Consider the following 21,848-nt stretch of genomic DNA (forward strand, 5'->3'; position numbering starts at 1 on the left):
CTTTTCAGGCGCCTCGCCCGTTTGTGTTGAAGCATGATGCAGCAGGGCTGCATCATGTCATCCCAGTAGAGGATCAAAGTGGCTCGCAAGACTCCTATCGAGCGCTACCGAAATATCGGTATTAGCGCTCACATCGACGCCGGCAAAACGACGACGACCGAGCGCATTCTGTTTTACACCGGTGTGAACCACAAGATCGGTGAAGTCCACGACGGCGCAGCCACGATGGACTGGATGGAGCAGGAACAGGAGCGTGGCATCACGATCACGTCCGCTGCTACCACGGCCTTCTGGAAGGGCATGGGCGGCAACTATCCGGAACACCGCATCAACATCATCGACACCCCGGGCCACGTCGACTTCACGATTGAAGTGGAGCGTTCGATGCGCGTGCTCGACGGCGCGTGCATGGTGTACTGCGCAGTGGGCGGCGTGCAGCCGCAGTCGGAAACGGTGTGGCGCCAGGCCAACAAGTACAAGGTTCCCCGTCTCGCGTTCGTCAACAAGATGGACCGTACCGGCGCGAACTTCTTCAAGGTCTACGACCAGCTCCGTCTGCGCCTGAAGGCGAACCCGGTTCCGGTCGTGGTGCCGATCGGTGCGGAAGAAGGTTTCAAGGGTGTCGTCGACCTGATCAAGATGAAGGCGATCATTTGGGACGAGGCATCGCAAGGTACCAAGTTCGACTACGTGGACATCCCGGCGGAACTCGTCGACACGTGCAACGAATGGCGCGAAAAGATGGTCGAAGCGGCTGCCGAGTCGAACGAAGACCTGATGAACAAGTACCTCGAAGCGGGCGAGCTGTCCGAAGCCGAGATCGTGAAGGGTCTGCGTGACCGTACGATCGCGTGCGAAATTCAGCCGATGCTGTGCGGTACCGCGTTCAAGAACAAGGGCGTGCAGCGCATGCTCGACGCCGTGATCGATTTCCTGCCGTCGCCGGTCGACATCCCGCCGGTTACGGGTGAACTCGAAAATGGCGAGAAGACGGAGCGCCGTGCGTCCGACGACGAGAAGTTCGCGGCACTCGCGTTCAAGATCATGACCGACCCGTTCGTCGGCCAGCTGATCTTCTTCCGCGTCTACTCGGGCGTCGTCAATTCGGGCGACACGCTGCTCAATGCGACCAAGGACAAGAAAGAGCGTCTCGGCCGTATTCTGCAGATGCACGCGAACCAGCGTGAAGAAATCAAGGAAGTTCGCGCAGGCGACATCGCTGCTGCGGTCGGCCTGAAGGAAGCGACCACGGGCGACACGTTGTGCGATCCGGCACATCCGATCGTGCTCGAACGCATGATTTTCCCGGAGCCGGTGATTTCGCAGGCCGTCGAGCCGAAGACGAAGGCTGACCAGGAGAAGATGGGCCTGGCGCTCAACCGTCTCGCTCAGGAAGATCCGTCGTTCCGCGTGCAGACCGACGAAGAGTCGGGTCAAACCATCATTTCGGGCATGGGCGAGCTCCACCTCGAAATTCTGGTCGACCGGATGAAGCGTGAATTCGGCGTGGAAGCAACCGTCGGCAAGCCGCAGGTGGCCTACCGCGAAACCATTCGCAAGTCGGCCGCGGACGTCGAAGGCAAGTTCGTCAAGCAGTCGGGTGGTCGTGGTCAGTATGGCCATGCGGTCATTACGCTCGAGCGCAGCGAACTGGGCAAGGGCTACGAGTTCGTCGACGCGATCAAGGGCGGCGTGATTCCGCGCGAATACATCCCGTCGGTTGACAAGGGTATCCAGGAAACGCTGAAGAGCGGCGTGCTGGCAGGCTTCCCGGTTGTCGACGTGAAGGTCACGCTGACGTTCGGTTCGTACCACGACGTCGACTCGAACGAAAATGCGTTCCGCATGGCCGGTTCGATGGCGTTCAAGGAAGCGATGCGTCGTGCGGATCCGGTTCTGCTCGAGCCGATGATGGCCGTGGAAGTGGAAACGCCGGAAGACTTCATGGGTAACGTGATGGGTGACCTGTCGGGTCGTCGCGGCATCATCCAGGGCATGGATGACATGGTAGGCGGCGGCAAGATCGTGCGCGCCGAAGTGCCGCTGTCGGAAATGTTCGGCTACTCGACGTCGCTGCGTTCGCTGACGCAGGGTCGCGCAACGTACACGATGGAGTTCAAGCACTACGCTGAAGCTCCGAAGAACGTTGCAGAAGCGATCATCAGCGCGAAGACGAAGTAATTCGTTATCACAATCGATTATTTTTGAAAGAAGAGAATCATGGCAAAAGGTAAATTCGAGCGGACGAAGCCGCACGTGAACGTTGGTACGATTGGTCACGTTGACCACGGCAAGACGACGCTGACGGCAGCGATCACGACGGTTCTGACGAAGAAGTTCGGCGGCGAAGCGAAGGCATACGACCAGATCGACGCGGCACCGGAAGAAAAGGCGCGCGGCATCACGATCAACACGGCACACGTCGAGTACGAAACGGCTAACCGCCACTACGCACACGTCGACTGCCCGGGCCACGCTGACTATGTGAAGAACATGATCACGGGCGCGGCGCAGATGGACGGCGCGATCCTGGTTTGCTCGGCAGCAGACGGCCCGATGCCGCAAACGCGTGAGCACATCCTGCTGGCGCGTCAGGTTGGCGTTCCGTACATCATCGTGTTCCTGAACAAGTGCGACATGGTGGACGACGCTGAACTGCTCGAGCTGGTCGAGATGGAAGTTCGCGAACTCCTGTCGAAGTACGACTTCCCGGGCGACGACACGCCGATCGTGAAGGGTTCGGCAAAGCTGGCGCTGGAAGGCGACACGGGCGAGCTGGGCGAAGTGGCGATCATGAGCTTGGCAGACGCACTGGACACGTACATCCCGACGCCGGAGCGTGCAGTTGACGGCGCGTTCCTGATGCCGGTGGAAGACGTGTTCTCGATCTCGGGCCGTGGTACGGTTGTGACGGGTCGTGTCGAGCGCGGCATCGTGAAGGTCGGCGAAGAAATCGAAATCGTCGGTATCAAGCCGACGGTGAAGACGACCTGCACGGGCGTTGAAATGTTCCGCAAGCTGCTGGACCAAGGTCAAGCAGGCGACAACGTTGGTATCCTGCTGCGCGGCACGAAGCGTGAAGACGTGGAGCGTGGCCAGGTTCTGGCGAAGCCGGGTTCGATCACGCCGCACACGCACTTCACGGCTGAAGTGTACGTGCTGAGCAAGGACGAAGGCGGCCGTCACACGCCGTTCTTCAACAACTACCGTCCGCAGTTCTACTTCCGTACGACGGACGTGACGGGCTCGATCGAGCTGCCGAAGGACAAGGAAATGGTGATGCCGGGCGACAACGTGTCGATCACGGTGAAGCTGATCGCTCCGATCGCGATGGAAGAAGGTCTGCGCTTCGCAATCCGCGAAGGTGGCCGTACCGTCGGCGCCGGCGTCGTCGCCAAGATCATCGAGTAATATCGACGATCCGCGGATCCCTCCGGGGTCCGCGATTCCACGGTAGGCAGTTGTACCGTCGAAACCGGGTGTCCAGTTTGATCTGGCACCCGGTTTTGTCTTTGTGGTGCGTGCGTCGCTGTATTGACAACGCCCACCACCGCTCCGAATTTTCGTGTAGAATCGCGGGCTTAGCAGTGGAAGTACCGTTCGGGACGTGTCGCCTCGCTCCCCGCAGGCAACAGGTTTCGCGTTCTTTTAGTGTCCGGCGATGCAACATCGCCTCGCTCTTTTCAAGGAATCGTCATGCAGCAACAGAAAATCCGCATTCGCCTGAAGGCTTTCGACTACCGTTTGATCGATCAATCGGCTGCCGAGATCGTCGATACCGCGAAGCGGACTGGTGCAATCGTCCGTGGCCCGGTGCCGCTGCCGACGCGCATCCAGCGTTTTGACATCCTGCGTTCGCCGCACGTCAACAAGACGTCGCGCGATCAGCTCGAAATCCGTACCCACCAGCGCCTGATGGACATCGTCGATCCGACCGACAAGACGGTTGACGCGCTGATGAAGCTCGATCTGCCGGCTGGCGTCGACGTGGAAATCAAGCTGCAGTAAGGCTTTCAGCGCCAACCGGCTTGTCGGGTGGCGCTAAGTCTTTGATTGCTTGCGGAAATCGAGAGGTCGGGCTATAATGCTTGGCTTTTCGCGTATTCGCATAAAAAAGTTGGGCCTTGCGTGCCCGGCATTTTGTAAATCAGCCCCGACCAATCGCAGTCGGGAATGGAGAAAATGATGAGCCTTGGACTCGTAGGTCGCAAGGTTGGCATGACCCGTATCTTCACGGCTGAAGGGGATTCGATTCCCGTCACCGTGCTGGACGTGTCGGACAACCGCGTGACGCAGATCAAGACTGTTGAAACCGACGGCTACACGGCCGTGCAGGTTGCATTCGGCTCCCGCCGCGCATCGCGCGTGACGAAGCCGCTGGCAGGTCATCTCGCCAAAGCCGGTGTAGAAGCCGGTGAAATCCTCAAGGAATTCCGCATTGACGCGGCCAAGGCAGCTGAGCTGTCGAATGGCGCCGTGGTCGGTGCTGATCTTTTCGAAGTAGGCCAGAAGGTCGACGTGCAAGGCGTGTCGATCGGTAAGGGCTACGCCGGTACGATCAAGCGTTACAACTTCTCCTCCGGCCGTGCCACGCACGGTAACTCGCGCTCGCACAATGTGCCGGGCTCGATCGGTATGGCGCAGGATCCGGGTCGTGTTTTCCCGGGTAAGCGCATGACGGGTCACCTCGGTGACGTTACGGTGACGGTGCAGAACCTCGAAATCGCTCGTATCGACGCAGAGCGCAAGCTGCTGCTCGTCAAGGGCGCGATTCCGGGCGCGAAGGGCGGCAAGGTTTTCGTGACGCCGGCCGTCAAGACCAAGGGGGCGAAATAATGGAACTCAAGCTCCTGAACGAAAATGGTCAGGAAGGTGCAGTGGTCAACGCGTCGGACGTCGTGTTCGGTCGTGACTACAACGAAGCGCTGATCCACCAGGTCGTCGTCGCGTACCAGGCGAATGCTCGCCAGGGTAACCGCGCACAGAAGGACCGTGAGCAAGTCAAGCACACCACCAAGAAGCCGTGGCGTCAGAAGGGTACGGGCCGCGCTCGTGCCGGTATGTCGTCGAGCCCGCTGTGGCGTGGCGGTGGTCGCATCTTCCCGAACTCGCCGGAAGAAAACTTCTCGCACAAGGTCAACAAGAAGATGCATCGCGCAGGTCTCTGCTCGATCTTCTCGCAGCTGGCCCGTGAAGGCCGTCTGTCGGTCGTCGAGGACATCATCCTCGAAGCGCCGAAGACCAAGCTGCTGGCTGACAAATTCAAGACCATGGGTCTCGACTCCGTGCTGATCATTACGGATACGGTCGACGAGAACCTGTACCTGGCTTCGCGCAACCTGCCGCACGTGGCGATTGTCGAGCCGCGCTACGCTGACCCGCTGTCGCTGATCTACTTCAAGAAAGTGCTGGTCACGAAGGCTGCGGTCGCCCAGATCGAGGAGTTGCTGTCATGAGCGAGATTCGCAAAAACGATCATCGTTTGATGCAGGTCCTGCTCGCACCGGTGATCTCGGAAAAGGCGACGCTGGTTGCCGACAAGAACGAGCAAGTCGTGTTCGAAGTCGCACCGGATGCCACGAAGCAGGAAGTGAAGGCGGCTGTCGAGCTGCTGTTCAAGGTTGAAGTTGATTCGGTCAACGTGCTGGTCCAGAAGGGCAAGCAAAAGCGTTTCGGCCGTTCGATGGGTCGCCGCAAGGACGTGAAGAAGGCGTACGTTTGCCTGAAGCCCGGCCAGGAAATCAACTTTGAAGCGGAGGCCAAGTAATCATGGCAATCGTGAAAGTTAAACCGACTTCGCCGGGTCGCCGCGCGATGGTCAAGGTGGTCAACAAGAATCTGCACCAGGGCAAGCCGTTCGCGGCACTGCTCGACTCGCAGAGCTCGACCGCCGGCCGTAACAACAACGGCCGTATCACCACGCGTCACAAGGGTGGTGGTCACAAGCAGCACTATCGTATCGTCGATTTCCGTCGCACGAAGGATGGCATCCCGGCAAAGGTCGAGCGTCTCGAGTACGACCCGAACCGTAGCGCGAACATCGCGCTGGTGCTCTACGCAGACGGCGAGCGTCGCTACATCATTGCCCCGAAGGGCCTGACCGTCGGCCAACAGCTGATGTCGGGTTCGGAAGCGCCGATCCGTGCAGGCAACACGCTGCCGATCCGCAACATTCCGGTCGGTACGACGATCCACTGCATCGAGATGCTGCCGGGCAAGGGCGCGCAAATGGCGCGTTCGGCTGGCACGTCGGCCATGCTGCTGGCACGCGAAGGCGTCTACGCGCAGGTTCGTCTGCGTTCGGGCGAAATCCGCCGCGTGCACATCGAGTGCCGTGCAACGATCGGTGAAGTCGGCAACGAAGAGCATAGCCTGCGCCAGATCGGCAAGGCTGGCGCGAACCGCTGGCGCGGTATCCGCCCGACGGTGCGTGGCGTTGCGATGAACCCGGTTGATCACCCGCACGGTGGTGGTGAGGGCAAGACGGCTGCAGGTCGCGACCCGGTGAGCCCGTGGGGTACGCCGGCTAAGGGTTATCGCACCCGCAGCAACAAGCGCACGACGACGATGATCGTTCAGCGCCGTCACAAGCGTTAAGGAGTAGGCAATGGCACGTTCTGTAAAAAAAGGTCCGTTCTGCGACGCCCATTTGCTGAAGAAAGTTGAGGCGGCTGCAGCTTCGCGCGACAAAAAGCCGATCAAGACCTGGTCGCGTCGCTCGACGATTCTGCCGGATTTCATCGGCCTGACGATCGCTGTTCACAACGGCCGTCAACACGTTCCGGTGTACATCTCGGAAAACATGGTCGGCCACAAGCTTGGCGAGTTCGCACTGACCCGTACGTTCAAGGGTCACGCGGCCGACAAGAAGGCCAAGAAATAAGGGGCAATCAAGATGGAAGTGAAAGCAATTCATCGCGGTGCCCGCATCTCGGCGCAAAAAACGCGCCTTGTGGCTGACCAGATCCGCGGTTTGCCGGTCGACAAGGCGCTGAACGTCCTGACGTTCTCGCCGAAGAAGGCGGCTGGCATCGTGAAGAAGGTTGTGCTGTCGGCAATCGCGAATGCGGAGCACAACGAAGGCGCTGATATCGACGAGCTCAAGATCAAGAGCATCTACGTCGACAAGGCTGCATCGCTCAAGCGTTTCACCGCGCGCGCCAAGGGCCGCGGTAACCGCATCGAGAAGCAATCCTGTCACATCACTGTGACGGTCGGGAATTAAGGAGCCATACGATGGGACAGAAAATTCATCCGACTGGCTTCCGCCTGGCTGTCAGCCGCAATTGGGCTTCGCGTTGGTACGCGAACAACAACAATTTCGCGGCGATGCTGCAGGAAGACATCGGTGTTCGTGAGTACCTGAAGAAGAAGCTGAAGAACGCTTCGGTCGGTCGGGTCGTCATCGAGCGTCCGGCAAAGAACGCGCGCATCACGATTTACAGCTCGCGTCCGGGCGTCGTCATCGGCAAGAAGGGCGAGGATATCGAACAGCTGAAGACGGAACTGCAACGCCGCATGGGCGTTCCGGTTCACGTCAACATCGAAGAGATCCGCAAGCCGGAAACCGATGCGCAACTGATCGCTGACTCGATCACGCAACAGCTCGAGCGCCGGATCATGTTCCGTCGCGCGATGAAGCGTGCGATGCAGAACGCGATGCGTCTGGGTGCCCAGGGCATCAAGATCATGAGCGCAGGCCGTCTGAACGGTATCGAAATCGCTCGTACGGAGTGGTATCGCGAAGGTCGCGTGCCCCTTCACACGCTGCGTGCCGATATCGACTACGCGACTTCGGAAGCGAAGACGACCTACGGCATCATCGGTGTCAAGGTGTGGGTATACAAGGGCGACACGCTCGGCCGCAACGATGCGCCGGTGGTCGAAGAAGTAGCCGAAGACAAGCGTCCGCGTCGCAATGCGCGTCCGGGCGACCGTCGTCCGCGCCGTGACGGCGAAGGCGGCGCTCCGGGTGCTCGCCGTGGCGCACCGCGCCGTGGCGCCGGCAAGCCCGAAGACGGCAAGACTGGAGAATAACGATGCTGCAACCGAAACGCAGAAAGTATCGTAAAGAGCAGAAGGGGCGTAACACCGGCAAGGCGACGCGCGGCAACGCAGTGTCGTTCGGTGATTTCGGCCTGAAGGCGATCGGTCGCGGTCGTTTGACCGCACGTCAAATTGAAGCTGCGCGTCGTGCAATGACGCGTCACATCAAGCGTGGCGGTCGTATCTGGATCCGGATCTTCCCGGACAAGCCGATTTCGCAGAAGCCGGCCGAAGTACGTATGGGTAACGGTAAGGGTAACCCGGAGTACTACGTCGCAGAGATCCAGCCGGGCAAGATGCTCTATGAAATGGACGGCGTAACCGAAGAACTGGCACGCGAAGCGTTCCGTCTGGCTGCAGCCAAGCTGCCGCTGAAGACGGCATTCATCGTGCGCCAGCTCGGCGCCTAAGGAGAAAACATGAAGGCTTCCGAACTTCTCCAGAAAGACCAGGCCGCGCTCAACAAGGAGCTGGCGGACCTGCTGAAGGCGCAATTCGGCCTGCGCATGCAACTCGCGACCCAGCAGCTCACGAACACGAGCCAGCTGAAGAAGGTTCGTCGCGACATCGCACGTGTGCGGACCGTCATGACTCAGAAGGCGAACCAGAAATGAACGATAGCGTGAAAACCTCGCTGAAGCGGACGCTGGTCGGTCGGGTCGTCAGCAACAAGATGGACAAGACCGTCACCGTGCTGATCGAGCACCGCGTCAAGCACCCGATCTACGGCAAGTATGTCGTGCGCTCCAAGAAGTACCACGCGCATGATGAAGCGAACACCTGCAACGAAGGCGATCTCGTCGAAATCCAGGAAACCCGTCCTGTTTCGAAGACGAAGGCCTGGACGGTGTCGCGCCTCGTCGAAGCGGCTCGCGTGATCTAAGCGGGTCCGTGCAGTAGGCAGTAACAGGCACTTTTCAACGAAGTGCTTGAAATCGCAAAGTTTTTGCTTGCGTGACCAGGATTATTTGTTATAATCCTGGTCTTCCCTCTTTATGGGAGCCCCGTCGCGGGCGAAGTTGGTGGGGGAAGCGGACTGGCGCCAGCCTGTCCGAAAGATTCACCGAATTGCGATGGCGGGTTTCGTTTGCCGTCGCTGCTGTTCCAACCCAAGCAGCCGATTGGCTGACGGGACCAAGACTGACCGAATGCATCATGGTGGTGCATCCGGATTAAGTTGGGAAAGACAAACCATGATCCAGACCGAATCTCGGCTCGAAGTAGCCGACAACACGGGTGCGCGTGAAGTCATGTGCATCAAGGTGCTCGGCGGCTCGAAGCGTCGTTATGCCGGCATTGGCGACATCATCAAGGTGACCGTCAAAGAAGCAACGCCGCGCGGGCGCGTGAAGAAAGGCGAAATCTACAACGCCGTGGTGGTCCGCACCGCCAAGGGTGTTCGCCGTCAAGACGGCTCGCTGATCAAGTTCGACGGCAACGCCGCTGTGCTTTTGAATAACAAGCTTGAGCCGATCGGCACCCGCATCTTCGGGCCGGTGACGCGTGAGCTGCGTAGCGAACGATTCATGAAGATCGTTTCGCTGGCGCCGGAAGTGCTGTAAGGAGTCGCGATGAACAAGATTCGCAAAGGTGACGAAGTTATCGTCGTCACTGGTAAGGACAAGGGCAAGCGCGGCGTCGTGCTGGCTGTCGGTGCTGAACATGTGACGGTTGAAGGTATCAACCTCGTCAAGAAGCATGTGAAGCCGAACCCGATGAAGGGTACGACGGGCGGTGTGGAAGCGAAGACGATGCCCCTGCATATTTCGAACGTCGCACTGGTCGACGCGAATGGCAAGGCGTCGCGTGTTGGCATCAAGGTCGAGGAAGGCAAGAAAGTTCGCTTCCTGAAGACGACCGGTGCCGTACTGAGCGCCTGACGCAGCGGAGTAAAAAATGGCTCGTTTTCAAGAGTTTTACAAAGAAAAGGTTGTGCCCGGCCTGATCGAGAAGTTCGGTTACAAGTCGGTCATGGAAGTGCCGCGCATCACCAAGATCACGCTGAACATGGGTCTTGGCGAAGCGATCGCTGACAAGAAGATCATCGAGAACGCCGTTGGCGACCTCACGAAGATCGCCGGTCAGAAGCCGGTCGTCACGAAGGCACGCAAGGCAATCGCAGGCTTCAAGATCCGCCAGGGCTACCCGATTGGCGCGATGGTGACACTGCGTGGCCGTGCGATGTACGAATTCCTCGACCGTTTCGTGACCGTCGCCCTGCCCCGCGTGCGTGACTTCCGCGGCGTGTCGGGTCGTGCTTTCGATGGCCGTGGCAACTACAACATCGGTGTGAAAGAGCAGATCATTTTCCCCGAAATCGACTACGACAAGATCGACGCACTGCGTGGGCTGAACATCAGCATCACGACGACTGCGAAGACCGACGACGAAGCAAAGGCTCTGCTCGCCAGCTTCAAGTTCCCGTTCAGAAACTGAGGTTACCGTGGCTAAACTGGCACTGATCGAACGTGAAAAGAAGCGCGCCCGCCTGGTCGCGAAGTTCGCAGCAAAGCGCGAAGCGCTGAAGGCGATCGTCGAAGACCAAAGCAAGTCGGAAGAAGAGCGCTACGAAGCACGCCTGGAGCTGCAGCAACTGCCCCGCAACGCAAACCCGACCCGTCAGCGTAACCGCTGCGCGATCACGGGCCGTCCGCGTGGCACGTTCCGTAAATTCGGCCTCGCGCGTAACAAGATTCGTGAAATCGCATTCCGTGGCGAGATTCCTGGCCTGACCAAGGCGAGCTGGTAATAGGAGAAACGTAAATGAGCATGAGTGATCCTATCGCCGATATGCTGACTCGCATCCGCAACGCGCAGATGGTCGAGAAGGTATCGGTCGCGATGCCCTCGTCGAAGGTCAAGGTTGCAATCGCGCAAGTCTTGAAGGACGAAGGTTATATCGACGATTTCGCCGTCAAGGCGGAAGGTGCGAAGTCCGAACTGAATATCGCGCTGAAGTACTACGCAGGTCGCCCGGTCATCGAACGCCTCGAGCGCGTGTCGAAGCCTGGTCTGCGCGTGTACCGCGGCCGCAACGACATTCCCCAGGTCATGAACGGCCTGGGCGTGGCAATCGTGTCGACGCCGAAGGGCGTGATGACTGATCGCAAGGCGCGCGCTACCGGCGTCGGCGGCGAAGTCATCTGCTACGTCGCTTAAAGCCGAGGAGAGAGAAACATGTCTCGAGTAGGTAAAAGCCCGATCGCGCTGCAAGGCGCGGAAGTCAAGCTGGCCGACGGTGCAATCACCGTCAAGGGCCCGCTGGGCACCATCACGCAAGCGATCAATCCGCTCGTGAACGTGGCGAACAACGACGGCACGCTGAATCTGTCGCCGGTCGACGAAAGCCGCGAAGCAAATGCACTGTCGGGCACGATGCGCGCGATTATCGCGAATGCCGTGCAAGGCGTGACCAAGGGTTTCGAGCGCAAGCTGACGCTGGTTGGCGTCGGTTATCGTGCGCAGGCGCAAGGCGACAAGCTGAACCTGTCGCTGGGTTTCTCGCACCCGGTGGTGCACCAGATGCCGGAAGGCGTCAAGGCTGAAACCCCGACGCAAACCGAAATCGTGATCAAGGGGATCAACAAGCAACAAGTCGGTCAAGTAGCTGCGGAAGTTCGCGGTTACCGTCCGCCGGAGCCCTACAAGGGCAAGGGCGTGCGCTATTCCGACGAGGTTGTGATCCTCAAAGAAACGAAGAAGAAGTAAGGGTGCGCAATCATGGATAAGACTCAATCTCGCCTGCGCCGCGCTCGCCAGACGCGTATCAAGATCGCTGAGCTGCAGGTCGCGCGTCTCGCCGTGCATCGCACGAACACGCACATCTACGCTCAAGTGTTCTCGCCGTGCGGCACCAAGGTGCTCGCCAGCGCGTCGACGCTCGAAGCAGAAGTGCGCGCCGAACTGGCCGACAAGTCGGGCAAGGGTGGCAACGTTAATGCTGCGACGCTGATCGGCAAGCGTATTGCCGAGAAGGCAAAGGCCGCCGGCATCGAATCCGTCGCCTTCGACCGCTCGGGCTTCCGCTACCATGGCCGCGTCAAGGCGCTGGCTGAGGCAGCTCGCGAAGCTGGGCTCAAGTTCTAAGGAAGGAATTCGTCATGGCAAAGATGCAAGCGAAAGTTCAGGCTGACGAGCGCGACGACGGCCTTCGCGAAAAGATGATTTCGGTCAACCGCGTGACCAAGGTCGTGAAGGGTGGCCGTATTCTCGGCTTCGCCGCACTGACCGTGGTTGGCGACGGCGATGGCCGCATCGGTATGGGCAAGGGCAAGGCGAAGGAAGTGCCGGTCGCTGTCCAGAAGGCAATGGAACAAGCTCGCCGCAACATGTTCAAGGTGCCGCTCAAGAACGGCACGCTGCAGCACGAAGTGCACGGCAAGCATGGCGCATCCGCTGTCCTCCTCGCTCCGGCGAAGGCAGGTACGGGTGTGATCGCCGGCGGCCCGATGCGCGCAGTGTTCGACGTGATGGGCGTTCAGAACGTCGTGGCGAAGAGCCACGGTTCGACGAACCCGTACAACCTCGTTCGCGCCACGCTGGACGGTCTGCGCAAGCAGTCGACCCCGGCAGACATCGCGGCGAAGCGCGGCAAGTCCGTCGAAGATATTTTGGGCTAAGCCCGGGTGGTCACCATGTCTGAAAAAACTGTCAAGGTTCAGCTCGTTAAGAGCCTGATCGGGACCCGCGAATCGCACCGCGCGACCGTGCGTGGCCTGGGCCTGCGCCGACTCAACTCGGTTAGCGAGCTGCAGGACACGCCGGCGGTCCGCGGCATGATCAACAAGGTCTCGTACCTCGTTAAGGTCATCGCGTAAGCGGCCCTACGGATCAAGGAGTTGATATGGAATTGAATAACCTGAAGCCGGCCGCTGGCGCCAAGCACGCCAAGCGTCGCGTCGGTCGAGGCATCGGTTCGGGCCTCGGCAAGACGGCTGGCCGTGGTCACAAGGGTCAGAAATCGCGTTCGGGCGGCTTCCACAAAGTCGGTTTCGAAGGCGGTCAGATGCCGCTGCAACGTCGTCTGCCGAAGCGCGGTTTCACGTCGCTGACGAAGGAATTCGTCGGTGAAGTGCGCCTGGGCGACCTCGAGAAGCTGCCGGTCGATGAAATCGATCTGCTCGCACTGAAGCAAGCCGGCCTGGTCGGCGAGCTGACGAAGAGCGCAAAGATCATCGCGACGGGCGAACTGAAGCGCAAGATCGTCGTGAAGGGTCTCGGTGCCACCAAGGGTGCGCGCGCTGCGATCGAAGCGGCTGGCGGTTCGTTCGCCGAGTGACACGCGTAGCGCGTCGTTACTTGCATTCATCGGAGAAGGTACTTGGCTAACAGCCCGAGTCTTGCAAAACCCGGTCGAAGCACGGCGAAATTCGGCGATCTGCGTCGGCGAGCGATGTTCCTGCTCCTGGCGCTGATCGTCTATCGCATCGGCGCGCACATCCCCGTGCCGGGCATCGATCCGGATCAACTGGCGAAGCTGTTCCAGAGCCAGGCGGGCGGCATCCTGGGCATGTTCAACATGTTTTCGGGTGGTGCGCTTTCCCGCTTCACGATCTTTGCGCTGGGGATCATGCCGTACATCTCGGCGTCGATCATCATGCAGTTGCTGGCGATCGTCTCGCCGCAACTCGAGGCGCTGAAGAAGGAAGGGCAGGCAGGGCAACGGAAGATCACGCAGTACACGCGGTATTTCACCGTGGTGCTCGCGACCTTCCAGGCGTTCGGTATCGCGGCTGCGCTGGAAAACCAGCCGGGCCTCGTGATCGACCCCGGCATGCTGTTCCGACTGACGACGGTTGTGACGTTGGTTACCGGCACGATGTTCCTGATGTGGCTGGGTGAGCAGATCACCGAGCGTGGTCTGGGCAACGGCATCTCGATCATCATCTTCGGCGGGATCGCAGCAGGGTTCCCGAATGCCGTCGGTGGGCTGTTCGAGCTGGTGCGTACGGGTTCGATGAGCATCATTTCGGCGATCATCATCGTCGTTCTGATTGCCGCGGTGACTTACCTGGTCGTGTTCATCGAACGCGGCCAGCGCAAGATCCTCGTGAACTACGCGAAGCGCCAGGTCGGCAACAAGATCTACGGTGGGCAGTCGTCGCACTTGCCGCTGAAGCTGAACATGTCGGGCGTGATTCCGCCGATCTTCGCATCGTCGATCATCCTGTTTCCGGCCACGATTCTCGGCTGGTTCAGCACGGGTCAGCCGACGGGGAGCTGGATCTCCAACACGTTGCATAACGTCGCGGAGGCGCTGAAGCCGGGTCAGCCGGTCTATGTGCTGCTGTACACGCTGGCAATCGTGTTTTTCTGCTTCTTCTACACCGCACTGGTGTTCAACAGCAGGGAAACCGCGGACAACCTGAAGAAGAGCGGCGCGTTTGTTCCGGGTATTCGACCGGGCGATCAGACCGCACGATATATCGACCGCATCCTCACGCGTCTGACGCTGGCTGGTGCGATCTACATCGTCTTCGTGTGTCTGCTGCCGGAATTCCTGGTGCTGCGCTGGAACGTGCCGTTTTATTTTGGTGGAACGTCGCTGCTGATCATTGTCGTCGTCACGATGGACTTCATGGCACAGGTGCAGTCGTACGTTATGTCGCAACAGTATGAGTCGCTGCTCAAGAAGGCAAACTTCAAGGGCGGCAACATCCCAATGCGTTAATTCAGGACTATGGCCAAAGACGATGTAATCCAGATGCAGGGTGAGGTGATCGAAAACCTTCCGAATGCTACCTTCCGCGTGAAGCTGGAAAACGGCCATGTCGTGTTGGGGCATATCTCCGGGAAGATGCGGATGCACTACATCCGCATCCTGCCGGGCGACAAGGTCACGGTTGAATTGACGCCTTACGATCTGTCTCGTGCGCGGATCGTGTTCCGGGCGAAGTGATTTGAAAAAAGGGTATTATCATGAAAGTGATGGCATCGGTTAAGCGCATTTGCCGCAATTGCAAGATCATCAAGCGCAAAGGCGTCGTTCGCGTGATCTGCAGCTCGGATCCGCGCCACAAGCAGCGCCAAGGCTGACCGCGCGTTTGTTTGCGCTTTTTGTTTGAGGAAAAACAATGGCTCGTATCGCAGGGGTTAACATCCCGAATCACCAGCATACCGAGATCGGCCTGACGGCAATCTTCGGTATCGGCCGCACGCGCTCGCGCAGCATCTGCTCGGCAGCTGGCGTGGAATTCTCGAAGAAGGTCAAGGACCTGACCGACGCAGACCTCGAAAAGCTGCGTGAGGAAGTAGGCAAGTTCATCGTCGAAGGCGATCTGCGCCGTGAAGTGACGATGAACATCAAGCGCCTGATGGACCTCGGTTGCTACCGTGGTGTTCGTCATCGCAAGGGCCTGCCGATGCGCGGTCAGCGTACGCGTACGAACGCACGTACCCGTAAGGGCCCGCGTCGTGCAGCGCAAGCGCTGAAGAAGTAAGCGGAACTGACAGTTACAGGAAAACGTAATGGCTAAGGCTTCGAATACCGCGGCGCAACGCGTTCGCAAGAAGGTTAAGAAGAACGTCGCTGAAGGCGTGGTTCACGTTCACGCGTCGTTCAACAACACGATCATCACGATCACCGATCGCCAGGGCAATGCACTGGCGTGGGCGACGTCGGGCGGCCAGGGCTTCAAGGGCTCGCGGAAGTCGACGCCGTTCGCTGCTCAGGTTGCTGCTGAGTCGGCCGGTCGCGTGGCGATGGAATACGGCGTGAAGAATCTGGAAGTGCGGATCAAGGGCCCTGGCCCGGGTCGTGAGTCGGCAGTGCGTGCACTGCATGGCCTCGGCATCAAGATCACCGCGATTTCGGACGTCACCCCGATTCCGCACAACGGCTGCCGTCCGCCGAAGCGCCGTCGTATCTAAGAATGCTGCTGGCACGTTTGTGCTGGCACATTTGCCTGTCGCCGCGTAGCGTCGACGGGCGTTGCTTTTTTGATTGACTAAGCCCACCGTTCGCCCCAAAGGGCGCGAACTAGCGCGGATTTCGATCCGCGTGACTGATTGATAAAGGAATGCAAAGTGGCACGTTATATCGGCCCCAAGGCCAAGCTGTCCCGCCGTGAAGGCACCGACCTGTTCCTGAAGAGCGCGCGCCGCTCGCTCGCCGACAAGTGCAAGCTCGACAGCAAGCCGGGTCAGCACGGCCGTACCTCGGGCGCACGTACGTCCGACTATGGTACGCAGCTGCGCGAAAAGCAGAAGGTCAAGCGTATTTACGGCGTTCTGGAGCGTCAGTTCCGCCGCTACTTCGCTGAAGCCGACCGCCGCAAGGGCAACACGGGTGAAAACCTGCTGCAACTGCTCGAGTCGCGTCTCGACAACGTCGTGTATCGCATGGGCTTCGGCTCGACCCGCGCTGAAGCGCGTCAGCTGGTGAGCCACAAGTCGATCACCGTGAACGGCGTCGTCGCGAACGTGCCGTCGCAGCAAGTGAAGGCTGGTGACATCGTCGCGATCCGCGAAAAGGCGAAGAAGCAGGCGCGTATCGTCGAAGCGCTGTCGCTGGCCGAGCAAGGCGGCATGCCGAGCTGGGTTGCAGTCGATGCGAAGAAGTTCGAAGGCACGTTCAAGCAAATGCCGGAACGCGCTGACATCGCAGGCGACATCAACGAAAGCCTGATCGTCGAATTGTATTCGCGTTAATCCGATTGACGGCCGAGGTACCCCGATTGCGTTTCGCAAGGGGGGGCCTCGGCTGTTTATTTTCTGGTTGTTACCGGTCAGCCTTATCGGTGTAACGAGCCGAGGGTATTGAAAAGGAAAGCCCATGCAAACCAGTTTGCTGAAACCCAAGATCATCGCCGTGGAATCGCTTGGCGAGAACCACGCGAGGGTGGTCATGGAACCGTTCGAACGCGGTTACGGCCACACCTTGGGCAATGCGCTTCGCCGCGTGCTGCTGTCGTCGATGGTTGGCTACGCGCCGACCGAAGTCACGATCGCTGGCGTGGTGCACGAGTACTCGACGCTTGATGGCGTGCAAGAGGACGTCGTCAACCTGCTGCTGAACCTGAAGGGTGTGGTGTTCAAGCTGCACAACCGTGACGAAGTGACGGTTACCCTGCGCAAGGAAGGCGAAGGCGTCGTCACGGCCGGCGATATCGAGCTGGCGCACGATTGCGAAGTCATCAACCCGAATCACGTGATCGCACACCTGTCGAAGGGCGGCAAGCTCGACGTTCAGATCAAGATCGAAAAGGGTCGCGGCTACGTACCCGGCAACGTCCGTCGCTACGGCGAAGACACGGCCAAGATCATCGGCCGCATCGTCCTCGACGCATCGTTCTCGCCGGTTCGCCGCGTGAGCTATGCCGTTGAAAGCGCACGTGTCGAGCAGCGTACCGACCTCGACAAGCTCGTGATGAACATCGAGACGAGCGGCGTGATCACCCCGGAAGAGGCGATCCGTCAATCGGCCCGCATCCTGGTCGACCAGCTGTCCGTGTTCGCGGCACTGGAAGGCACGGAAACGGCTGCCGAAGCACCGTCGCGCGCGCCGCAGATCGATCCGATCCTGCTGCGTCCGGTGGATGACCTCGAGTTGACGGTTCGTTCGGCGAACTGCCTGAAGGCCGAGAACATCTACTACATCGGCGATCTGATCCAGCGCACGGAAAACGAGCTGCTGAAGACGCCGAACCTCGGTCGCAAGTCGCTCAACGAGATCAAGGAAGTGCTCGCTTCGCGCGGTCTCACGCTGGGCATGAAGCTCGAAAACTGGCCGCCGGCTGGTCTCGACAAGTAAGCCCGGTTGTTGCTGTAGTTGGCAAAGATGCGGATTTTCCTTTAAAATCCGCATCTTGCTTTTTCGTTACCGGCCCGTGCACCCCAGCGGTGCGATAGAAGAGCTGGATCAAAACTTTGAATCAAGGAAACTGAAATGCGCCATCGTCATGGTCTGCGGAAACTGAACCGCACGAGCAGCCACCGTCTGGCTATGCTCCGTAACATGTCCAACTCGCTGATCGAGCACGAAGTCATCAAGACGACGCTGCCGAAGGCGAAGGAACTCCGTAAAGTCGTCGAGCCGCTGATCACGCTCGGCAAGAAGCCGTCGCTGGCAAACCGTCGCCTGGCGTTCAACCGCCTGCGCGATCGTGACTCGGTGGCGAAGCTGTTCGACGTGCTCGGTCCGCGTTTCGCGAACCGTCCGGGCGGCTACCTGCGCGTGCTGAAGTTCGGCTTCCGCGTCGGCGACAACGCACCGATGGCACTGGTCGAGCTGCTCGATCGTCCGGAAGTCGACGAAACGGAAGTCGTGCAAGAAGCTGAGTAAGCTTCCGGTACGCAGCAGTATCTGAAAGGGGCCGAGCAATTGCTTGGCCCTTTTTGTTGTTGGCGCCCCACGGGCTGCGATCGATTGTCGCAGGCCGGTGCCGGCAGCCTCGCGCGCGCTGCGCTACGATACGGGACTGTCGGCGCGGGTACTTGACGCGATCCGTGGCGGCGAAAGCCGGTAAACCAGTCGGGAGGGCGTATGGTGGTGGTGTTGATGCTGACGACGGTGCCGGATGCGGCAACGGCCGCGGCGCTCGCCGACGGTGCGCTCGACGCGCGGCTGGCCGCATGCGTGTCGGAGCTCGGTGCGATCAAGTCGCGCTATCACTGGCAGGGGAAGGTCGAAACGGCCGACGAGATCCAGTTGCTGTTCAAGACGAGCCCCGTGCGCTCGCTCGAACTGGAGCGATTTATTCTCGCGCATCATCCGTACGAGACGCCGGAAATCGTCTCGTGGCAGGCGACGGCCTCGGTCGAGTACGGCCAGTGGGTGACGAGCGAAACTCAACGTCTATTTCATGTTTAACGGTATGGCGCTCTCCGTGCGCATGCGCGCACCGCGGTTCTTCGCGATCCTGTTGTCGTTCATTTTCGCGCTGGGCGGCCTGTCGGTCGCGCGCGCGGCCGACGATTTTCTCGATCCGTCGGTGGCGTTCAAGTTCAGCGCGAGCGAATCGCCGGGGCAGGTGGACGTCCGCTTCAAGGTCGCCAACGGCTACTACCTGTACCGCGAGCGGTTCGCGTTCGCGGTGAAGAGCGGGCAGGCGACGCTCGGCGACCCGCAATTCCCGCCCGGACATGTGAAGTTCGACCAGACGTTCCAGAAGGAAGTCGAGACCTATCGCGACGAGGTCGTGATTCACGTGCCGGTCAAGCAGGCGACGGGTCCGTTCGAGCTCGCGGTGACGTCGCAGGGGTGTGCCGACGAAGGGATCTGCTATCCGCCTGCCGAGCATGTCGTGAAAGTCGACGGCGCGGCGCTGGGTGCGACCGCGCCGGCCGATGGCGCGACGGCTTCGGGCAGCTGGTTCGACAAGGTCACGAGCGCGGATTTCGCCCAGTCGCTGCTCGAGGGGCACGGCTTCTTCACGATCGTCGCGCTGTATTTCGTCGCGGGCGTCGTGCTGAGTCTGCTGCCTTGCTCGTATCCGATGATTCCGATCGTGTCCGCGATCATCATCGGTCAGGGCACGCGCGCGACGCATGCGCGCGGCTTTGCGCTGTCGCTCACCTACGTGGTCGGCATGGCGCTCGTTTATACGGTGCTCGGCATCGCTGCCGCGCTGGTCGGCCAGAGCCTCGGTGCGTGGCTGCAGAACCCGTGGGTGCTCGGCGCGTTCGGCGTGCTCCTCACCGCATTCGCGGTATCGCTGATTTCGGGCAAGGACATCGCGCTGCCCGAGCGCTGGCAGAACGGTGCGGCGGAAGCATCGAGCGCGCGCCAGGGCGGCCACTTCATCGCGGTCGCCGCGATGGGGGCGTTGTCGGCGCTGGTCGTCGGCGCATGCATGACGGCGCCGCTGTTCGCGGTGCTCGCGTTCATCGCGCATACCGGCAATGCGTTGCTCGGCGGCGCCGCGCTGTTCGCAATGGGGCTGGGGCTCGGCGTGCCGCTGCTCGTGGTCGGCGTCGGTGCGGGTACGGTGCTGCCGCGCGCGGGCGCATGGATGGACAGCGTCAAGGTGTTCTTCGGCATCGTGCTGCTCGCCGCCGCGCTGTGGATCGTGTGGCCGGTGCTCGCGGGCGGTCTGAAGATGGTCCTCGCCGCGTTGTGGCTGCTCGTCGCCGCCGCGGCGCTCGGCCTGTTCACGCCGCATGCCGGCGCCGCGTCGATCTGGCGCCGTCTCGGCCGCGGTCTCGGTGCGGCGCTTGCGATCTGGGCAGCGACGCTGCTCGTCGGTCTCGCGGCTGGTTCCAATGACCCGGTGAAGCCGCTGGCCGTCCTCGCGGCGCGCACGGTTGCGTCGGGCGATGCGCCGGCGGCCGCACAGCCGGGGCCGGCGTTCGCATCGGTGCGCTCCAGTGGCGAACTCGACACGCTGCTGACGACCTCGGGCCGGCCCGTGATGCTCGATTTCTACGCCGACTGGTGCGTGAGCTGCAAGGAGATGGAGCATCTGACGTTCACGGATTCGCGCGTGCAGGCGCGGCTCGCGCAGCTTCACCTGGTGCGTGCGGACGTTACCGCGAACAATCCGGACGACCAGGCGCTGCTCAAGCGCTTCAACCTGTTCGGGCCGCCGGGCATCATCTTCTTCGATCGCAACGGCAATGAAATCGGCCGCGTGGTCGGCTATCAGGCGGCCGAGACATTCCTGCGCAGCCTCGATCGCGCAGCGGTACCGACGGTGTAACGCGCGCTCGGCGGCGTGCACGGGCGGCCTTTGCGCCGACCGGACTGCAAATGAAAAACGGCGGGACACCGAAGTGTCCCGCCGTTTTTCCTTGTGCCTGCCGGCGCGCGGCTCAGCGCTGCGCTTTCAGCAGACGCGCGGCATCGAGCGCGAAGTACGTGAGCACGCCATCCGCGCCCGCACGCTTGAATGCGAGCAGCGATTCGAGCACGACCTTGTCGTGGTCGAGCCAGCCGTTCATCGCGGCGGCCTTCAGCATCGCGTATTCACCGCTCACCTGGTACACGTAGGTCGGGAAGCGGAACTCGTCCTTCACGCGGCGCACGATGTCGAGATACGGCATGCCGGGCTTGATCATCACCATGTCGGCGCCTTCGTCGATGTCGAGGCGTACTTCGCGCAGCGCTTCGTCGCTGTTCGCAGGATCCATCTGGTAGGTCATCTTGTTGCCCTTGCCCAGGTTGGACGCCGAGCCGACCGCGTCGCGGAACGGGCCGTAGAACGCCGACGCGAACTTGGCCGAGTAGGCCATGATGCGCGTATGGACGTGGCCGTCGCTTTCCAGCATTTCGCGGACCGCGCCGATGCGGCCGTCCATCATGTCCGACGGCGCGACGATGTCGACCCCGGCTTCCGCCTGCGTGCGCGCCTGGTCGACCAGGATCTCGATCGTGTCGTCATTGATCACGTAGCCGTTTTCGTCGAGCACGCCGTCCTGGCCGTGGCTCGTGTACGGATCGAGCGCGACGTCGGTCAGCACGCCGAGTTCGGGGAAGCGCTTCTTCAGCTCGCGCACCGCGCGCGGGATCAGACCTTCCGGATTGGCCGCTTCGCGGCCGTCGGGCGTTTTCAGCGACGGCTCGATGGCCGGGAACAGCGACAGTACGGGCACGCCGAGTTCGACGCACTGCTCGGCAACCTGCATCAGCAGATCGACCGACACGCGTTCGACGCCGGGCATCGACGGTACGGGCTGGCGTTCGTTGGTGCCTTCGACGACGAACACCGGATAGATCAGGTCGTCGGTGGTCAGGCGGTTTTCGCGCATCAGGCGCCGGGAGAAGTCGTCGCGGCGCATCCGGCGCGGACGATGAAGCGGATGGAAGCTCATGGCGATTTGGCAGAAATCAGGGCAAGAAGAACCTTACGGAACCCTTAGGTCAT

The 21,848-nt window shown here is 60.7% G+C and carries 34 protein-coding genes; 33 read left to right on the plus strand and 1 reads right to left on the minus strand.

What is annotated here, in order from left to right; genetic code table 11:
- The first annotated feature begins 78 nt into the window (after positions 1-78).
- From fusA to dsbD, 33 genes are all read left to right on the plus strand, one after another.
- Positions 79-2,181 (plus strand): elongation factor G, encoded by a 2,103-nt coding sequence (fusA, locus tag LMA02_RS01355; RefSeq protein ID WP_011655759.1) that lies wholly within the window; start codon positions 79-81, stop codon positions 2,179-2,181.
- 39 nt (positions 2,182-2,220) lie between these two features.
- Positions 2,221-3,411, plus strand: a complete 1,191-nt coding sequence (tuf, locus tag LMA02_RS01360) for an elongation factor Tu (RefSeq protein WP_011350666.1) — start codon at positions 2,221-2,223, stop codon at positions 3,409-3,411.
- Positions 3,412-3,696: 285 nt separating this feature from the next.
- A complete protein-coding gene (rpsJ, locus tag LMA02_RS01365) occupies positions 3,697-4,008 on the plus strand; it encodes a 30S ribosomal protein S10 (RefSeq protein ID WP_004199280.1) in 312 nt (103 codons plus the stop codon).
- Between the two features lie 177 nt (positions 4,009-4,185).
- Positions 4,186-4,836 (plus strand): 50S ribosomal protein L3, encoded by a 651-nt coding sequence (gene rplC, locus LMA02_RS01370; RefSeq protein ID WP_006752926.1) that lies wholly within the window; start codon positions 4,186-4,188, stop codon positions 4,834-4,836.
- Entirely contained in the window at positions 4,836-5,456 is a 621-nt protein-coding gene (gene rplD / locus LMA02_RS01375) for a 50S ribosomal protein L4 (RefSeq protein ID WP_006477192.1), read from the plus strand. The genes rplC and rplD overlap by 1 nt, the downstream gene beginning before the upstream one ends.
- Positions 5,453-5,767, plus strand: a complete 315-nt coding sequence (rplW, locus tag LMA02_RS01380; protein ID WP_004199275.1) for a 50S ribosomal protein L23 — start codon at positions 5,453-5,455, stop codon at positions 5,765-5,767. Before rplD ends, rplW begins: the two co-directional genes overlap by 4 nt.
- A 2-nt stretch (positions 5,768-5,769) precedes the next feature.
- Entirely contained in the window at positions 5,770-6,597 is an 828-nt protein-coding gene (gene rplB / locus LMA02_RS01385) for a 50S ribosomal protein L2 (RefSeq protein WP_006482900.1), read from the plus strand.
- Between the two features lie 10 nt (positions 6,598-6,607).
- A complete protein-coding gene (gene rpsS, locus LMA02_RS01390; RefSeq protein WP_004199273.1) occupies positions 6,608-6,883 on the plus strand; it encodes a 30S ribosomal protein S19 in 276 nt (91 codons plus the stop codon).
- A gap of 12 nt (positions 6,884-6,895) precedes the next feature.
- Positions 6,896-7,225: a 50S ribosomal protein L22 gene (gene rplV / locus LMA02_RS01395; RefSeq protein WP_004199272.1), complete on the plus strand. Its 330-nt coding sequence runs from the start codon at positions 6,896-6,898 to the stop codon at positions 7,223-7,225.
- Between the two features lie 11 nt (positions 7,226-7,236).
- Positions 7,237-8,037: a 30S ribosomal protein S3 gene (rpsC, locus tag LMA02_RS01400; protein ID WP_006482899.1), complete on the plus strand. Its 801-nt coding sequence runs from the start codon at positions 7,237-7,239 to the stop codon at positions 8,035-8,037.
- 2 nt (positions 8,038-8,039) lie between these two features.
- Positions 8,040-8,456, plus strand: coding sequence for a 50S ribosomal protein L16 (gene rplP / locus LMA02_RS01405; protein ID WP_006752927.1), 417 nt, complete (start codon positions 8,040-8,042; stop codon positions 8,454-8,456).
- A 9-nt stretch (positions 8,457-8,465) separates the two neighbouring features.
- Positions 8,466-8,660 (plus strand): 50S ribosomal protein L29, encoded by a 195-nt coding sequence (gene rpmC / locus LMA02_RS01410; RefSeq protein ID WP_006400652.1) that lies wholly within the window; start codon positions 8,466-8,468, stop codon positions 8,658-8,660.
- A complete protein-coding gene (gene rpsQ / locus LMA02_RS01415) occupies positions 8,657-8,929 on the plus strand; it encodes a 30S ribosomal protein S17 (RefSeq protein ID WP_006752928.1) in 273 nt (90 codons plus the stop codon). Before rpmC ends, rpsQ begins: the two co-directional genes overlap by 4 nt.
- 310 nt (positions 8,930-9,239) lie before the next feature.
- On the plus strand, positions 9,240-9,608 hold the full coding sequence (rplN, locus tag LMA02_RS01420; RefSeq protein ID WP_006752929.1) for a 50S ribosomal protein L14: 369 nt from the start codon (positions 9,240-9,242) through the stop codon (positions 9,606-9,608).
- A 9-nt stretch (positions 9,609-9,617) separates the two neighbouring features.
- Positions 9,618-9,926, plus strand: coding sequence for a 50S ribosomal protein L24 (rplX, locus tag LMA02_RS01425; RefSeq protein WP_006477187.1), 309 nt, complete (start codon positions 9,618-9,620; stop codon positions 9,924-9,926).
- A gap of 16 nt (positions 9,927-9,942) precedes the next feature.
- Positions 9,943-10,482, plus strand: coding sequence for a 50S ribosomal protein L5 (gene rplE, locus LMA02_RS01430; protein ID WP_006482882.1), 540 nt, complete (start codon positions 9,943-9,945; stop codon positions 10,480-10,482).
- A 7-nt stretch (positions 10,483-10,489) separates the two neighbouring features.
- On the plus strand, positions 10,490-10,795 hold the full coding sequence (gene rpsN, locus LMA02_RS01435) for a 30S ribosomal protein S14 (RefSeq protein ID WP_006482884.1): 306 nt from the start codon (positions 10,490-10,492) through the stop codon (positions 10,793-10,795).
- A 14-nt stretch (positions 10,796-10,809) separates the two neighbouring features.
- A complete protein-coding gene (gene rpsH, locus LMA02_RS01440; protein WP_006477185.1) occupies positions 10,810-11,205 on the plus strand; it encodes a 30S ribosomal protein S8 in 396 nt (131 codons plus the stop codon).
- Between the two features lie 18 nt (positions 11,206-11,223).
- Positions 11,224-11,754, plus strand: coding sequence for a 50S ribosomal protein L6 (gene rplF, locus LMA02_RS01445; protein WP_006752930.1), 531 nt, complete (start codon positions 11,224-11,226; stop codon positions 11,752-11,754).
- 12 nt (positions 11,755-11,766) lie between these two features.
- A complete protein-coding gene (rplR, locus tag LMA02_RS01450) occupies positions 11,767-12,132 on the plus strand; it encodes a 50S ribosomal protein L18 (RefSeq protein WP_006477183.1) in 366 nt (121 codons plus the stop codon).
- Between the two features lie 14 nt (positions 12,133-12,146).
- A complete protein-coding gene (rpsE, locus tag LMA02_RS01455) occupies positions 12,147-12,665 on the plus strand; it encodes a 30S ribosomal protein S5 (RefSeq protein WP_006752931.1) in 519 nt (172 codons plus the stop codon).
- Between the two features lie 15 nt (positions 12,666-12,680).
- Positions 12,681-12,863 (plus strand): 50S ribosomal protein L30, encoded by a 183-nt coding sequence (gene rpmD / locus LMA02_RS01460; RefSeq protein ID WP_006400644.1) that lies wholly within the window; start codon positions 12,681-12,683, stop codon positions 12,861-12,863.
- A 26-nt stretch (positions 12,864-12,889) separates the two neighbouring features.
- Positions 12,890-13,324, plus strand: a complete 435-nt coding sequence (rplO, locus tag LMA02_RS01465) for a 50S ribosomal protein L15 (RefSeq protein WP_006482880.1) — start codon at positions 12,890-12,892, stop codon at positions 13,322-13,324.
- 42 nt (positions 13,325-13,366) lie between these two features.
- A complete protein-coding gene (gene secY, locus LMA02_RS01470) occupies positions 13,367-14,716 on the plus strand; it encodes a preprotein translocase subunit SecY (protein WP_011655761.1) in 1,350 nt (449 codons plus the stop codon).
- A gap of 9 nt (positions 14,717-14,725) precedes the next feature.
- Positions 14,726-14,944 (plus strand): translation initiation factor IF-1, encoded by a 219-nt coding sequence (infA, locus tag LMA02_RS01475; protein WP_004521905.1) that lies wholly within the window; start codon positions 14,726-14,728, stop codon positions 14,942-14,944.
- 20 nt (positions 14,945-14,964) lie between these two features.
- Positions 14,965-15,081, plus strand: a complete 117-nt coding sequence (rpmJ, locus tag LMA02_RS01480; RefSeq protein WP_004199844.1) for a 50S ribosomal protein L36 — start codon at positions 14,965-14,967, stop codon at positions 15,079-15,081.
- Positions 15,082-15,119: 38 nt separating this feature from the next.
- A complete protein-coding gene (rpsM, locus tag LMA02_RS01485) occupies positions 15,120-15,485 on the plus strand; it encodes a 30S ribosomal protein S13 (RefSeq protein ID WP_006752933.1) in 366 nt (121 codons plus the stop codon).
- Between the two features lie 28 nt (positions 15,486-15,513).
- Positions 15,514-15,915 carry a 30S ribosomal protein S11 gene (rpsK, locus tag LMA02_RS01490; protein ID WP_004197937.1) on the plus strand — a complete coding sequence of 134 codons (402 nt, stop codon included), beginning with the start codon at positions 15,514-15,516 and terminating at the stop codon, positions 15,913-15,915.
- Between the two features lie 156 nt (positions 15,916-16,071).
- Positions 16,072-16,695, plus strand: coding sequence for a 30S ribosomal protein S4 (gene rpsD, locus LMA02_RS01495; protein ID WP_006752934.1), 624 nt, complete (start codon positions 16,072-16,074; stop codon positions 16,693-16,695).
- A gap of 124 nt (positions 16,696-16,819) precedes the next feature.
- Complete coding sequence (locus LMA02_RS01500; RefSeq protein ID WP_006477176.1) at positions 16,820-17,797, plus strand: DNA-directed RNA polymerase subunit alpha; 978 nt, start codon at positions 16,820-16,822, stop codon at positions 17,795-17,797.
- 135 nt (positions 17,798-17,932) lie between these two features.
- The gene (gene rplQ, locus LMA02_RS01505) at positions 17,933-18,328 is read left to right on the plus strand and encodes a 50S ribosomal protein L17 (RefSeq protein ID WP_166722470.1); all 396 of its coding nucleotides are present in this window, start codon (positions 17,933-17,935) and stop codon (positions 18,326-18,328) included.
- A gap of 201 nt (positions 18,329-18,529) precedes the next feature.
- Complete coding sequence (cutA, locus tag LMA02_RS01510) at positions 18,530-18,856, plus strand: divalent-cation tolerance protein CutA (protein ID WP_165750750.1); 327 nt, start codon at positions 18,530-18,532, stop codon at positions 18,854-18,856.
- The gene (gene dsbD / locus LMA02_RS01515; RefSeq protein WP_228906557.1) at positions 18,849-20,684 is read left to right on the plus strand and encodes a protein-disulfide reductase DsbD; all 1,836 of its coding nucleotides are present in this window, start codon (positions 18,849-18,851) and stop codon (positions 20,682-20,684) included. The genes cutA and dsbD overlap by 8 nt, the downstream gene beginning before the upstream one ends.
- 112 nt (positions 20,685-20,796) lie before the next feature.
- Here dsbD and hemB read toward each other — a convergent pair whose 3' ends face one another.
- A complete protein-coding gene (hemB, locus tag LMA02_RS01520) occupies positions 20,797-21,795 on the minus strand; it encodes a porphobilinogen synthase (RefSeq protein WP_165750752.1) in 999 nt (332 codons plus the stop codon).
- Positions 21,796-21,848 lie beyond the last annotated feature (53 nt).

It is taken from the genome of Burkholderia sp. B21-005, assembly GCF_020843965.1.
Taxonomy (GTDB): domain Bacteria; phylum Pseudomonadota; class Gammaproteobacteria; order Burkholderiales; family Burkholderiaceae; genus Burkholderia; species Burkholderia ambifaria.